Raw genomic sequence first — 13,921 nt, forward strand, 5'->3', positions numbered from 1 at the left:
CGAGCTGCCGGCTCAACTCGACCATTCCGGTGATGAGTGGTCGACCGTATTGCCTGCTGCCGAGGTGGACAAGCGCTGACCTGCGCGGGAAATGCTTGCGGTGTCACCGACCTGCGGTTCGGCCGTCCGGCCTCCTCGGGACCGGGCGCCCCCGCACGCCGCTCCTGACATCGGCGGCGAGGAGATAAGTGCAGCTCAGATGCAACACCGCACTTCATCAAGCGTGGGTCCGACCTTGCTCGGTCTGATCAACCGCGGAGCACGCCGTCCCGGGACGGGCCTCCTGGCGCCGTCCGGCGCCCTCCTTCACCCCAAAGAAAGATGCGAGCGGCGGCATTCCCTGATCTCTCCTGCTCACGGCGGCGGAAATTCTTAAACATCCCAAACCAAGTATCACTCGAAAGTGTGATTCGGGCTGTTTCGGCGACACCATCGCGTGGTCCGCGATTTGGTTTGTCTTGACCATTTGGATACGGTCCCCTCGGACTTGCGAACGGCGGTGAAACGCCGACGTGAATCCGTTCTCTCGACAGATTTCGAACAAGGAGATTTTTGTGCTGAAGAAGGCAGGGGCGGCCGTCGCTATCGCGGGCGCTTTCCTCGGTATTGGTACCTCCGCTCTGGCCGATGCCCCTGAGCTCGACCTCACGGACCAGGTCGGCGTCGCCGACCTCAACGACTCCGAGGTCGCCAGCGACCTGAACGCCTGCTTCATCGACGTCAACGTCATCGCGGTGCCGGTGCTGTCCGACAACGACAGCGGCCTCTGCGCCAACCCCGACGACAAGTGACGCGGAACGGCGCCCGCTCCGGCGGCGCGCCGTTCTCCCGGTGGGGAACGGGGCTCTGGCAGGGGTGCCGGCTCCGTTTTCCGCCTCGTCGCACGTTCAGATCGAACGACTGGTTCGTGAGGAGAAAGAAATCATGCTGAAGAAGGCATTCGCCGCGGCTGCCGTCGGCGCCGGTTTCCTGATGTTGGGCACGCCCGCGTTCGCGACCCAGGGCGGCGCGATGGACGACATGATGGACCTCGCGTCGAAGTACGACCACGACCACCAGGTCGGCCTGGTGAACATGGAAGACTCCGAGCTGCTCAGCGACATCAACGTCTGCCACGTCGACGTGAACGTCATCGCGGTGCCGCTCCTCTCCAACAACGACGGTGGTCCGTGCACCAACCCGGACCTCGAGGTCGAGGACGTCTACGAGGGCGACTCGGACCGCTGACCGCGGCACGCATCGGTGAGGCCGTCGCCGCCCTGGTCCCTACCGGTTGATCGCTTCGGGGGCCGGTACGCCCGAAGCAGCTGACGATCCCGCCGGTGTGCGGGGGCCCCACCGCGTTCGACCCGGAGACGCCCGGCTGGACCACCCAGCCGGGCGTTTCGCTGCGTTCTGGAGTTGTTCTTGCGCCACAAGGGTTTCCGAGGCGGCGAACCTGTCACCTGATCCGGGGGTTTAGGCGTGTCACTGCAGGATCTGTGATCTGGGCTGATCACCATTGTGGGCATGACCAGAACGCCTATCTTCGACGAGCTCTACGCCAAGTACGTCATGGGCTCGCCGGTGGGAGAGCCCGTGACGCCGAAGGTGACCGCGCCGCTGGAGCCGTGGCAGGAGCAGGCCGCCGTCCCGTACACGGGCCGGCACCAGACGCCGGAGTGGCCGACCGGCGAATGACGGCTCCTACTCGAAGAACTTGAGGCCGAACCCGGTGTCGGACGGCGCGCCGGGGGAGTTGGCCCGGCTGTAGGTGGTGGAGCCCCACCACACGAACGTCCCCGAGTACCAGTGCCGGTTGCTCCACGAGTACGGGGTGCCCTTGGCCACGGCGTGGTACAGGAAGGGGAACTTCGGCCCGGCCGGCGGGCTGGTCGCGATGTCGCCGTTGAGCAGCACGAACGTGTTGTGGCCCGGGCCGCTGACGTTCAGCGTGGGGTGCCAGCCGGACATCATCGTGGCGGCGTTCGACCCGAACAGGCACCCGTTGGACTTGTACCAGTCCCACACGTAGGTCGGGTCCCCGCCCGCGCGCAGCCTCAGGTCGGCGAGGCAGTACTGGTCGCTCCAGCTGCCGTTCGCGGAGTAGACGACGTGCAGCTGCCCGTTCGGGTCCTTGATCGCCTCCGGCGACTCGTTGATGTACGGGTTGCCGACGACGCGCTCCCAGCTCTCCCGCGGCTGGGAGATGACGTACCGCGAGCCGGTCGGCGTGGTCGGGCTGCTCATCCGCGCGATGTAGAGGTTCTGCTCGACGTTGGTGTCACCGGCCCACCCCGACCACACGAACCAGCGCTGCCCGTTGAAGGTGAAGAGCGTGCCGTCGATGGCCCACTTGTCGCCGGGGAGCGCGAGCTTGGTCTCGGCGCCGTAGCCGCTGCCGGCCTGCGCCGAGCTGATCACGTACATCCGGTGCGCCGCACCTCGCCCGGCGCTGAAGTAGACGTAGAACCGGCCGCCGTCGGTGACGATCTCCGGCGCCCACACCTCGCCGAGACCGCGGGTGTCGGTCCAGACGCGCTGGGCGGTCGCGGTGGCCAGGCCGTCGGGCGACGAGGCCTGGCGCACGACGATGCCGGTGTCGACCGACTGCACGCCGACGTAGGTCGAGCCGATCCGGAGCACGCTCGGGTCCGCGGCTCTGAGACCCGTGGGGCCGGCGCCCGAGGACGGTGCGCCGAGGACGGTCGTGGTGGTGAGCAGGACGAGAACGACGGCACAGCGGAAGAACCGCGAGAACATCATGGCGACATCCCTCGGTGATCGGCGCCCTGGCAGGGGGTGGGCGTTCCCCGAAGGATCGCCTGAGTCCGGGCGGCGGGGTAAGCGGCGCGCCGCACTTGCTCGATCCAGCAGGCCCGAGATTGGTCTGAACCGGTGAGCGGAGCCCCCGCGCGGAGCCGCGGGTCAAGTCCGAAGTTGGCCGATATGTGCCACTCCGCCAATCTTGACCGCGTGGGGGCCGTCCATTTGACTTGAGTTCTCGCAAGACGGAACTTCCCTCCGGCACAACGGTTGCCGGGCCCCCGGAGGACTCAATGGTGAGCTCGCCCGCGCTTCGTCGCGCGCTCGTCCTGCCCTGGACGGGAGAGGCCGCATGACGGCCGCGGCCCTGCTGTCGGTCGAGGGCGTGGTGAAGCGCTTCCCCGGCGTGACGGCACTGGGAGGCGTGGACTTCGACGTCCGCGCGGGGGAGGTGCACTGCCTGCTCGGGCAGAACGGCGCGGGCAAGTCGACGCTGATCAAGGTGCTGTCCGGCGCGCACCGGCCCGACGAGGGCGAGATCCGCTGGCGGGGCGAGGTCGTGTCGTTCGGCAACCCGACCGCCGCGATGCGCAGCGGGGTGGCCGCGATCTACCAGGAGCTCGACCTCGTGGCGGGCCTGTCGGTGGCCGACAACGTGTTCCTCGGCCACGAACTGTCCACCGCGGGCTTCAGCAGGCGGTCGGAGGCGCGCCGCAGGACCAGGGCGCTGCTCGACCGGCTGGGGCACCCCGACATCTCGCCCGACCGCGACGTCGGCCGGTTGTCCGTGGCGCACCAGCAGATCGTCAGCATGGCGCGGGCGCTGTCGCTCGACGGGCAGCTGCTGATCATGGACGAGCCGTCGGCCGTGCTGGACCCGGACGAGGTGCGCGTCCTGTTCGGGATCATCAGGGAGCTCACCGCCCAGGGGGTGGCGGTGATCTACATCTCGCACCGGCTGGCGGAGATCAGGGAGATCGGCGACCGCGTGACCGTCCTCAAGGACGGCCGCACCGTCGCGACCGGCCTGCCGGCCCGCGAGGTGAAGACCTCGGACCTGATCGCGCTGATGACCGGCCGGGTGCTGGAGAACGTGTTCCCGCACCGCACCCCGGTCGCCCCGGACGCGCCCGAGGTCCTGAAGGTGCGCGGCCTGACCGACGGCGCGCGCTTCGATGAGGTGGACTTCACCGTCCACGCCGGTGAGGTCGTCGGTTTCGCCGGGCTCGTCGGGTCGGGGCGGTCGGAGATCCTGGAAACCGTCTACGGCGCGCGCAAAGCGGCCTCCGGGACCGTCGAGGTGGACGGCAGGAAGCTGCGGCGCGGCAGCGTCGGAGCGGCCGTGCGCGCCGGGATGGGACTGTGCCCGGAGGAGCGCAAGAGCCAGGGGCTGCTGCTCGACCAGGCCGTGTTCCGCAACATCACCGTCTCCTCGATGTCGTCGTTCGCGAAGTTCGGGTTCCTGGACGACCGGGCCGAACGCGCCCGCGCGGCCGAGCTCACCGAGTCGCTGGACGTCCGGCCCGCCGGGGTCGACCGGGTGGTGCGCGGCCTGTCCGGCGGCAACCAGCAGAAGGTCGTGCTCGCGCGGTGGCTGCTGCGGGAGTGCCGGGTGCTGCTGCTGGACGAACCGACCCGCGGCGTGGACGTGGGTGCGCGCAGCGAGATCTACGAGCTGATCCGCGCACTGGCGGACCGGGGTGTGGCCGTCGTCGTCGTGTCGAGCGACGTCGAGGAGGTCCTGGGCCTGGCCGACCGGGTCCTGGTGGTGCGCGAGGGCAGGGTCGTCCACGAGGGCCCCGCCGACGAGATCGACGAGTCCCGGGTCCTCGACCTGGTCATGGAAGGACACGCCGCATGAGCGAGGACACCGCCTTGTCCGCGCAGCAGAGCGCTCCCGTCGTGAAGAAGGAGTCGAGCCTGCAGGCCCTGCTCGCTTCTCCCGCCGGGCGCAACACCGGTCTCGTCGTCGCCCTCGTCCTGCTGTGCCTGGGCGGGGTGGTCACCGCGGGCGACCGGTTCGCCGACGTCGACAACCTGCTCACCATCCTGCGGCTCGCCGCGGTGATCGGTGTCGTGAGCGTCGGCATGACGTTCGTGATCACCGGCGGCGGGATCGACCTGTCGGTGGGCGCGATCGTCGCGCTGTCGTCGGTGTGGGCGACCACCCTCGCCACGCAGGGGATCGCCAACGACACGCACTGGATCGTCATCGTGTTCACCGCACTGCTGGTGGGTGGTGCGTGCGGCCTGGTCAACGGCGCGCTCATCGCCTACGGACGGGTCGTGGCGTTCATCGCGACCCTGGCGAGCCTCGCCGCCGCCCGCGGTCTCGCCGAGATCATCTCCAACCGCAAGACGCAGATCGTGAACGTCCCGGGCTTCACCGCGTTCTTCGACGCCTCGGTGCTGGGGGTACCGGTGCTCGTGGTGATCTTCGCGGTGGTCGCCGCCGGCGGCTGGGTGCTGCTCAACCGCACCACTTTCGGCCGCAGGACGTTCGCGGTCGGCGGCAACCCGGAGGCGGCGCGGCTGGCCGGCATCGACGTGCGGCGCCACACGGTGATGCTCTACACGCTGCTCGGCCTGTGCTGCGGGCTGGCGGCCGTGATGCTGATCGCCCGCACCACCACGGGAAGCGCGACGCACGGCGGCCTGTACGAGCTCGACGCCATCGCCGCGGTCGTCATCGGCGGCACGCTGCTCACCGGCGGCCGCGGCACGATCGCGGGCACCGTCTTCGGCGTCCTGATCTTCACCACGCTGTCGAACGTCTTCACCCTCAACAACCTCTCCATCTCCGCCCAGGCCGTCGCGAAGGGAGCGATCATCGTGGTCGCCGTCCTCCTGCAGCAGCGGCTCGCCCGACGCAGCGGCGCTTGACGCCGCGACTCCAGCCCGCCGCCACCCGAGGAGAACAGAAACCCATGCAACTCAAGAGAACCGCGCTCCTCTTCGCCGCCTCAGCGCTGGTGCTGACCGCCTGCACGGGCAACACGCCCGAGAGCCAGGGCGGCGGGAACCAGGGCGGCGGTGTGAAGGTCGCCAACGACGAGCCCGGCAAGAAGGTCGTCATCGGCTTCTCCGCCCCAGCCGCCGACCACGGCTGGATGGCCGCGATCACCGACGCCGCCAAGAAGGAGGCCGGCAAGTACTCCGACGTCGAGCTGCGCGTCGTCGAGGGCACCAACGACGTCAACCTCCAGATCAGCCAGGTGGAGACCTTCATCAACAACAAGGTCGACGCGATCGTGCTGCTGCCGTTCGACGGCGCGGCGCTCACCCCGGTGGCGCTCAAGGCCATGAAGGCCGGCATCACCGTGATCAACGTCGACCGCCAGTTCGACAGCCCGTTCGCCGCCCGGTCCACGGTGCTGGGCGACAACTACGGCATGGGCGTCTCCGCGGGCACGTACGTCTGCGAGCGGCTCAAGGACAAGCCGAACGCCGTCGTCGCCGAGATCGCGGGCATCGACTCGCTGCCGCTCACCCAGGACCGCAGCAAGGGCTTCGCGCAGGCGCTCGCCGGCTGCAACCTGAAGGTCGGCAACCGCGTCGCGGCCGAGTTCACCGTGGAGAGCGGCGAGCGCGCGGCGGCCAACCTGCTGCAGGCCGCGCCCAAGATCGACGCCATCTGGAACCACGACGACGACCAGGGCGTCGGTGTCGCCGCGGCCGTCAAGAACTCCGGCCGCAGCGAGTTCTTCATGGTCGGCGGCGCGGGTTCGGCCAACGTGATGCGGGAGATCAAGGCGGACAACGGCCCGCACAAGGCCACCGTCATCTACCCGTCCACCCAGGGCGCCGACGGCATCCGGCTCGCGCGGCTCGCGGTGCAGAACAAGAGCCTCGGAGACCTGGTCGAGGTGGAGGTCCCGCGGCAGGTCCAGCTCTACGCGCCGGTCGTGACGAAGGACAACGTCGACCGCTACCTGCCGACCGCCTTCGAGTCCTGAGATCCCGAGAGGACCGCATTGTGACGACTTCTGGCACCACCTCTGGGACGACGCCGCTGGGCGTCGCGATGGTCGGCCACGCGTTCATGGGAGCCGCTCATTCCCAGGCGTGGCGGGTCGCGCCGCGCTTCTTCGACCTGCCGCTGCGACCGGTGATGTCCGTGCTGGCCGGCCGCGACGCGGACCGGACGAGGGCGGCCGCCGAACGCCTGGGCTGGGCGGAGGCCGTGACCGACTGGAAGTCCGTGCTGGACCGCGACGACGTGCACGTGGTGGACATCTGCACGCCGGGTGACACGCACGCGGAGATCGCGATCGCCGCTCTCGAGGCGGGCAAGCACGTGCTGTGCGAGAAGCCGATGGCCAACACCGTCGACGAGGCGGTCGCGATGGCGGAGGCCGCCGCACGGGCGGCCGGGCGCGGTGTGCGGGCGATGGTCGGGTTCACCTACCGCCGGGTGCCCGCCCTCGGTCTCGCCCGCGACCTGGTGGCGCAGGGCAGGCTCGGCCGGATCCACCACGTCCGCGCCCAGTACCTGCAGGACTGGATCGTCGACCCGGCCGCGCCGCTGTCGTGGCGGCTGGACAAGGACAAGGCGGGGTCCGGGGCACTGGGTGACATCGGCGCGCACATCGTCGACGCCACCCAGTTCATCCTCGGCGACACCGTCGCCGAGGTCACCGGGACGCTCCAGACGTTCGTGCCGGAGCGTCCGCTCGCGACCAGCCACTCCGGACTGTCCGGCACCGCCTCCGACGAGAGGGGACCGGTCACGGTCGACGACGCCGCGCTGTTCCTGGCGCGGTTCGCCGGCGGCGCGCTCGGCTCGTTCGAGGCCACCCGGTTCGCCAACGGCCGCAAGAACGCGCTGCGGATCGAGGTCAACGGGTCGGCGGGCAGCCTGGCGTTCGACTTCGAGGACATGAACGTGCTGCAGTTCTTCGACGGCACCGAGGACTCGTCCATCGCCGGGTTCCGCCGGATCATCGTCACCGAGCCGGAGCACCCGTACGTGGCGGCTTGGTGGCCGGCCGGGCACGGTCTGGGCTACGAGCACGGCTTCACGCACCAGGCCGTCGACTTCGTGCGCGCGATCGCCGCGGGCACCGACCCGGCGCCGACGTTCGCGGACGGTCTGCAGGTGCAGCGCGTCCTGGCCGCCGTCGAGGCGAGCTCGGCGTCCCGCACGTGGCAGCAGGTCTGAGCAGGGTTTCGAGGAGGAGACCGGAGATGGCACGTCCGATCACGTTGTTCACCGGGCAGTGGGCCGACCTGCCGTTCGAGGAGGTCTGCCGGCTCGCCTCCGGCTGGGGCTACGACGGCCTGGAGATCGCCTGCTGGGGCGACCACCTCGACCCGTGGCGCGCGGCGGAGGACGACGACTACGTCGCCGACCGGCTCGCGATCCTCGCCAAGCACGACCTGAAGGTGTGGACGATCTCCAACCACCTCACCGGTCAGGCCGTGTGCGACGACCCGATCGACGAGCGGCACCAGGGCATCCTGTCCGCCCGCAACTGGGGCGACGGCGACCCCGAGGGCGTGCGGCAGCGGGCGGCGGAGGAGATGAAGGCGACCGCGCGGGCCGCCGCCAGGCTCGGCGTGAAGACCGTCGTCGGGTTCACCGGCTCGTCGATCTGGAAGACCGTCGCGATGTTCCCGCCGGTCCCCGCGTCCATGATCGACGCCGGGTACCAGGACTTCGCCGACCGCTGGAACCCCATCCTGGACGTGTTCGACGAGGTCGGCGTCCGGTTCGCGCACGAGGTCCACCCGTCGGAGATCGCCTACGACTACTGGACCACCGTGCGCGCGTTGGAGGCCATCGGGCACCGGCCCGCGTTCGGCCTCAACTGGGACCCGTCGCACTTCGTCTGGCAGGACCTCGACCCGGTCGGGTTCCTGTGGGACTTCCGCGACCGGATCTACCACGTCGACTGCAAGGACGCCCGGCGCCAGGTCGGCAACGGCCGCAACGGCCGGATGGGCTCGCACCTCGCCTGGGCCGACCCCCGGCGCGGCTGGGACTTCGTCTCCACCGGACGCGGTGACGTGCCGTGGGAGCAGTCGTTCCGGATGCTCAACACCATCGGCTACGACGGTCCGATCAGCGTCGAGTGGGAGGACGCGGGCATCGACCGGCTCGTCGGCGCGCCCGAGGCGCTGGAGTTCATCCGCCGCAACGCCTTCGACGCGCCGTCGGCCGCGTTCGACGCCGCGTTCAGCTCGGGCGGCTGACGGGCACGTCCGTCCTCCCGAACCGATGTGACAATTGATCGATGGAGAGCACCTTGGGTGTCGAGGCGGGATCGCCGGCCGCAGTGCTGCGCATGCTGATGGACGGCGGCCCGCACACCCGAGCGGAGATCGTGACGGCGACGGGCCTCGCCCGGTCCACCGTGCGGGCGCGGCTGGACCTGCTGGTGGCCGCGGGCCTGGTCACCGGCAGCGGCACGGGGGAGTCCACCGGCGGCCGGCCGGCGGGCCGGTTCGGGTTCAACCCCGTGGCGCAGCTGGTGCTGGCCGCCGAGGTGGGGGCCACGCACGCCACGGTCGCCGTCTCCGACCTGGGGTGCCGGCTGCTCGCCGTCGACCAGGTGGAGCTCGACGTCGCGGACGGACCGGCGGCGATCCTGCCGCTGCTGGCCGCGACCTGGCGCGCACTGCTCAGGACCGTGGACGGCGCGGAGATCGCCGGCGTGGGCATCGGCCTGCCGGGCCCGGTCGAGCACTCCACCGGCCGCCCGAACAACCCGCCGATCATGCCGGGCTGGGACGGTTACGACGTGCCCGCGGCGATCGCGGCGGAGTTCGGCGTGCCCGTGCTCGTCGACAACGAGGTCAACCTGATGGCGCTGGGCGAGCACACCGCCTCGCACCCGGACGTGCGGCACATGATCGTGGTGAAGGCGGCCACCGGCATCGGCGCGGGCCTGGTCAGCAACGGCGTGCTGCACCGCGGCGCGGCGGGCGCGGCCGGCGACCTCGGGCACATCAGGGTGCCCGACGGCGGCGACGTGCTCTGCCGCTGCGGCAACACCGGGTGCCTGGAGGCGGTCGCCGCCGGTCCCGCGCTGGCGGCGAGGCTGCGCGAGCTCGGGCACCCCGCGCACTCGACCGCCGACGTCGTGAACCTGGTCCGCGCGGGCAACCTGGAGGCCGGCCGCGTCGTGCGGCAGGCGGGCAGGGACATCGGCGAGGTGCTCGCGGGCTGCGTGAGCATGTTCAACCCGTCGCTCGTGGTCATCGGCGGCCTGCTGGCGGACGCGGGGGAGATGCTGCTCGCGGGCGTGCGCGAGTCGATCTACCGCCGGTCGCTGCCGCTGGCCACCGAGAACCTGCGGATCGTCGCGTCGGGAGCCGGCGTGACGGCCGGCGCGCTGGGCGCGGCGGCCATGGTGGTGCGGCACGTGCTGTCGCCGGAGGTGCTGGACGCGCGGCTGGGCGAGGTCGCCGCCGGGGTGTCCGCGGCCGAGCCGCAGCTGTCGTCGCACGCCACCTAGACCCGTCCTGATCTCCCGAAGGGCCTCCGTGCACCCGCGCGGAGGCCCTTTCGCATGCCCCGAGCGGCCACTTGCTGGGGGAGTAATGGCGATGTCACTCCCGAAGTCGATTGCGATATGACATCGAGGTGAGGACTTTTGATTGACAGTCGCCAATAGTCGCGCCTACGGTCACCACATGTCTGTGACCCGCGTAACAACGGGGACCGTGGTCGAAGTGCGGCACCCCAGAGGCGTTCACACCGTCGCCGTGCGCAACGAGCCCACGGCGGCCACGCAGCACCTGCTCCAGCTCATGCGCACCGGCGCGACCGACCGCGCGATCGCGCGCGAGCTCGACGTCAGCCTGCGCACGCTGAACCGGCGCATCGCGCGCCTGCAGTCGTTGCTGGGAGTGCAGTCGAGGTTCCAGCTCGGCGTGCTCGCCGCGGAGCTGGACTGGCTCGCCGACAGGGCCGTCGTCGCCACCGAGCAGTGCGCCTGACGACCCGCCCGTAGACCCCGCTACCCGGGGCGGTGCCCGTCGAGGAACCGCCGCACGACGGCCTCGGGATCGGCGGGCGCCTGGGTGGCCCGCTGGTCCACCCGCCGGGCGAAGGACCGCATCATCAACGGCCCCACCAGGGCGAAGAACGTGTGTCGCGGCGGCTCGGTGACGAGGGCGCCCCGCCGCTGGTGGTGCAGGATCACCTCGTCCACCTTCTCGAGCAGCGCCTCCGGTTCGGCGAGCACCGCCGCCACGTCCGGGCTGAACTTCGCCTCCCGCATCAGGGTCAGCACCACGCCGCCGCGCGTCTCGTAGAGCCGCGCGTAGTAGCTCACGATCGTCAGGAGGTCGGCGGCCACGTCGTCGCCCGGCGCGTCCAGGTCGAGCGCGAACCCGACGAAGTTGCTGCGCACCGCCTGCCGCAGCAGGTTCTCCTTCGAGGTGAACCTGCGGAACAGCGTCACCTCGTTGATCCCGGCGGCGTCGGCGATCGCGCGGGTGGTCGCCCGCTCGTACCCCTGGTCGGCGATCACCTTCAGGACCGCGTCGTACACCGCCTGGTCGGTCACCCGGCTGGCCACTCACCCTCCTCGATCGGCCGCTGATGCAAGTGAGCACTTGCATCAGAGTGCACCGGATGGCTACCGTGATTGCAAGTGACCGCTTGCAAATCAGCCTATCGAAGGACAGGGCCCATGGCCGACACCGGCGTTCCCGCACGCTCCTCAGTTCTCGCTCCCGGCGTCGGAGAGGTCGCCGTCGGCCTCCTGGGGGCCGCGGTGGTCTCGATCGCGGTCAACTCGCTGATCGCCCTGGTCGCGGGCAAGCTCATCCCCGCCGACGCCGACCGCAAGGGCCTCGCCCTCGTCGAGTACGCGCCGGCCACCGTGATCGGCATCCTGCTCGGCACGCTCGGCTGGTACCTCGTGCGCCGCTTCGCCGGCGACCCGCGGCGGGTGCTGCGCGTCCTCGTCCCGGTCGTGGTCGTGCTCTCGTGGATCCCCGACCTGGGCATCCTCGCGGGCGGCGCGACCCTGGTGAACTCGATCGCGCTGATCCTGATGCACGCCGTCGTCGCCGGTGCCACCGTGCCCGTGCTGTCGCGGGTGCTGCCGCTCGGCGCGAGGTGACCGCTCCCCGGAGCTGATCCGGCCCCTCGCCCACCCGGCCGCGCGGCACGACGTCCGAACGGAAGAGGAACGATCCCGTCGTTCGCACACCTGTCGGTGTGCAAGTTTGTAGGCTGCTCCGTGCACCTGGGGGAACCCGTGGCGGTCGGCGCGCGTCGACCCGTACGGACAAGGCGCGCGGGACACGAGGACGATGACGGAAGAGACGTTCGGGCCGTACCGGATCGAGCAGCTGCTCGGTCGCGGTGGGATGGGCGAGGTGCACCGGGCCTACGACACGGCGCACGACCGGGTCGTGGCGCTCAAGAGGCTGTCGCCCGGCTACCACGACGACCAGGAGTTCCGCGCCCGCTTCCGCCGCGAGGCGCAGATCGTCGCACGGCTGCGCGAGCCGCACGTCATCCCGATCCACGCCTACGGCGAGATCGAGGACCGGCTCTACCTCGACATGCGCCTGGTGGAGGGCTCCGACCTGTCGGACCTCATCGACCAGGGCACCTTCGAGCCCGCGCGGGCCGTGCGGATCGTCGAGCAGGTGGCGAGCGCCCTGGACGCCGCGCACGCCGACGGACTCGTGCACCGCGACGTGAAGCCGTCGAACATCCTCGTGACCTCCGGCGACTTCGTGTACCTGGTGGACTTCGGCATCGCCCGCAGCTCGTCCCCGGCCGCGACGAGCCTGACCGCGTCCGGTTCGGTGGTCGGCACCCTCGACTACATGGCCCCGGAACGCTTCGAGAGCGGCCCGGTGGACGGCCGCGCCGACGTCTACGCCCTGGCCTGCGTGCTGTTCGCGTGCGTGGCGGGCCGCCGCCCGTTCACCGCGGAGGGCACCGCCGCCCAGATCTGGGCGCACATGCGTGAGGAACCGCCCAAGGCCTCGCCGCTGAACCCGGCGGTGCCGGCGGCGCTGGACCACGTCATCGCGAAGGGCATGGCCAAGGACCCGGGCGACCGCTACGCCACGGCGGGCGCGCTCGCCCAGGCCGCGGCGCAGGCGCTGACCGCCGCGACGCCACCGGGCGGCCCGGGACCGGGGATCGCGGCCGGCCTCCCGACGCCGCCGCAGCAGGGCCCCGGCACGCCGGCCGGCGGCCAGCAGGTTCTCGGCACCCCGGCCGGCGGCCAGCCGGGACTCGGCACCCCGGCGGGGCTCGCGACACCGCCGGGCGGTCAGCCGGGACTCGCCACGCCACCCGGCGGTCAGGCGGCGTCGGGCCGTCCGCCGCTGGCCAGCCCTCCCGGCGGCTTCCCCCGCCCCGCCACCTCGGGCCCCCAGCCGCAGTTCCCCCGCCCGACGACGCCCCAGCACGCGACGACACCGCCACCGTTCCAGCCCTTCACGACCGGCCCGCAGCCGGTCCACCCGCAGCCGTACCCGCCGGCGTCGCGGTCCGGCACGACGTCACCGGGCAAGCGCGCCGCCCTCGTCGGCGGCGTCCTCGCGGTGGTGGCCGCCATCGTCACGACGATCCTGGTCGCCACGAACGGCGACAAGATCCTCGGCTCCGGCACCTCCACCACCGACTCGACCAGCTCGACCACGACGAGCACCACGACGAGCTCGGCCGGCGGCAGCTCGGCGCCGCCCCCGACCACCACCACGACGAGGCCGCCGCAGAACGACGCCCTGACGGCCGCCCTGCCCGCCATCTACCGGACCTCGAACCTCTGCCTGCCCATGACGCCGGACCGGAACGCGATCGCCGCCGTCCGCTGCGGCACGGTCGCCGACACCGACCCGTTCGCCCCGCCGCCGGACGCCGGCGAGTTCCTGCTCTTCGCCGACAGGGCCCAGCAGGACTCCTACTTCCTGGAGCTGGTGAGGGGGCGCGGCATCCCGCGCAACGACGAGCGCGGCGGGTGCCGCCCCAAGGTCGACGCCATCCACTACTCGACCTACTACCGCACCGTCCAGGGCCCGCTCGACGGCGACTTCACGACGTGCTTCCTCGCGGACGGCACCGCCCAGGTCTGGTGGTCCGACTCCAAGACCCTCACCATCGGCGTGCTGAAGAAGCCGGGGGACGTCGAGGTGCTCGACAAGCTCGACCTGTGGTGGAACCACAACGTCCTGTCGAAGCTGCCGGACTGACACC

14 protein-coding genes are annotated in these 13,921 nt (G+C 71.0%); 12 read left to right on the forward strand and 2 right to left on the reverse strand.

What is annotated here, in order from left to right; all coding sequences use genetic code 11:
- Positions 1-554 precede the first annotated feature (554 nt).
- The 3 genes from VF330_RS35105 to VF330_RS35115 all read left to right on the forward strand — a co-directional run bounded on the left by VF330_RS35105 (position 555) and on the right by VF330_RS35115 (position 1,680).
- The gene (locus VF330_RS35105; protein ID WP_330856036.1) at positions 555-791 is read left to right on the forward strand and encodes a hypothetical protein; all 237 of its coding nucleotides are present in this window, start codon (positions 555-557) and stop codon (positions 789-791) included.
- A gap of 133 nt (positions 792-924) precedes the next feature.
- On the forward strand, positions 925-1,227 hold the full coding sequence (locus VF330_RS35110; protein WP_330856037.1) for a hypothetical protein: 303 nt from the start codon (positions 925-927) through the stop codon (positions 1,225-1,227).
- 282 nt (positions 1,228-1,509) lie between these two features.
- A complete protein-coding gene (locus VF330_RS35115; protein ID WP_330856038.1) occupies positions 1,510-1,680 on the forward strand; it encodes a hypothetical protein in 171 nt (56 codons plus the stop codon).
- 6 nt (positions 1,681-1,686) lie between these two features.
- Here VF330_RS35115 and VF330_RS35120 read toward each other — a convergent pair whose 3' ends face one another.
- Positions 1,687-2,745: a glycoside hydrolase family 43 protein gene (locus tag VF330_RS35120; RefSeq protein WP_330856039.1), complete on the reverse strand. Its 1,059-nt coding sequence runs from the start codon at positions 2,743-2,745 to the stop codon at positions 1,687-1,689.
- Between the two features lie 352 nt (positions 2,746-3,097).
- Here VF330_RS35120 and VF330_RS35125 point away from each other — a divergent pair, with 352 nt between their 5' ends.
- From VF330_RS35125 to VF330_RS35155, 7 genes are all read left to right on the forward strand, one after another.
- Positions 3,098-4,606: a sugar ABC transporter ATP-binding protein gene (locus tag VF330_RS35125; protein WP_330856040.1), complete on the forward strand. Its 1,509-nt coding sequence runs from the start codon at positions 3,098-3,100 to the stop codon at positions 4,604-4,606.
- Complete coding sequence (locus tag VF330_RS35130; RefSeq protein WP_330856041.1) at positions 4,603-5,628, forward strand: ABC transporter permease; 1,026 nt, start codon at positions 4,603-4,605, stop codon at positions 5,626-5,628. Before VF330_RS35125 ends, VF330_RS35130 begins: the two co-directional genes overlap by 4 nt.
- A 44-nt stretch (positions 5,629-5,672) precedes the next feature.
- Positions 5,673-6,701 (forward strand): substrate-binding domain-containing protein, encoded by a 1,029-nt coding sequence (locus VF330_RS35135; protein ID WP_330856042.1) that lies wholly within the window; start codon positions 5,673-5,675, stop codon positions 6,699-6,701.
- A gap of 68 nt (positions 6,702-6,769) precedes the next feature.
- A complete protein-coding gene (locus tag VF330_RS35140) occupies positions 6,770-7,906 on the forward strand; it encodes a Gfo/Idh/MocA family oxidoreductase (protein ID WP_330856091.1) in 1,137 nt (378 codons plus the stop codon).
- 26 nt (positions 7,907-7,932) lie between these two features.
- On the forward strand, positions 7,933-8,940 hold the full coding sequence (locus VF330_RS35145; protein WP_330856043.1) for a sugar phosphate isomerase/epimerase family protein: 1,008 nt from the start codon (positions 7,933-7,935) through the stop codon (positions 8,938-8,940).
- Between the two features lie 41 nt (positions 8,941-8,981).
- A complete protein-coding gene (locus tag VF330_RS35150) occupies positions 8,982-10,205 on the forward strand; it encodes an ROK family transcriptional regulator (RefSeq protein WP_330856044.1) in 1,224 nt (407 codons plus the stop codon).
- Between the two features lie 178 nt (positions 10,206-10,383).
- A complete protein-coding gene (locus VF330_RS35155; RefSeq protein ID WP_330856045.1) occupies positions 10,384-10,689 on the forward strand; it encodes a LuxR C-terminal-related transcriptional regulator in 306 nt (101 codons plus the stop codon).
- Between the two features lie 20 nt (positions 10,690-10,709).
- Here VF330_RS35155 and VF330_RS35160 read toward each other — a convergent pair whose 3' ends face one another.
- Complete coding sequence (locus VF330_RS35160; RefSeq protein ID WP_330856046.1) at positions 10,710-11,273, reverse strand: helix-turn-helix domain-containing protein; 564 nt, start codon at positions 11,271-11,273, stop codon at positions 10,710-10,712.
- A 114-nt stretch (positions 11,274-11,387) separates the two neighbouring features.
- Between VF330_RS35160 and VF330_RS35165 the strand changes: the two genes are divergently transcribed.
- Both VF330_RS35165 and VF330_RS35170 read left to right on the forward strand, forming a co-directional pair.
- Positions 11,388-11,822 (forward strand): DUF6069 family protein, encoded by a 435-nt coding sequence (locus tag VF330_RS35165; protein ID WP_330856047.1) that lies wholly within the window; start codon positions 11,388-11,390, stop codon positions 11,820-11,822.
- Positions 11,823-12,015: 193 nt separating this feature from the next.
- On the forward strand, positions 12,016-13,917 hold the full coding sequence (locus tag VF330_RS35170; RefSeq protein WP_330856048.1) for a serine/threonine-protein kinase: 1,902 nt from the start codon (positions 12,016-12,018) through the stop codon (positions 13,915-13,917).
- Positions 13,918-13,921 lie beyond the last annotated feature (4 nt).

Source organism: Lentzea sp., from assembly GCF_036380075.1.
Taxonomy (GTDB): Bacteria; Actinomycetota; Actinomycetes; order Mycobacteriales; family Pseudonocardiaceae; genus Lentzea.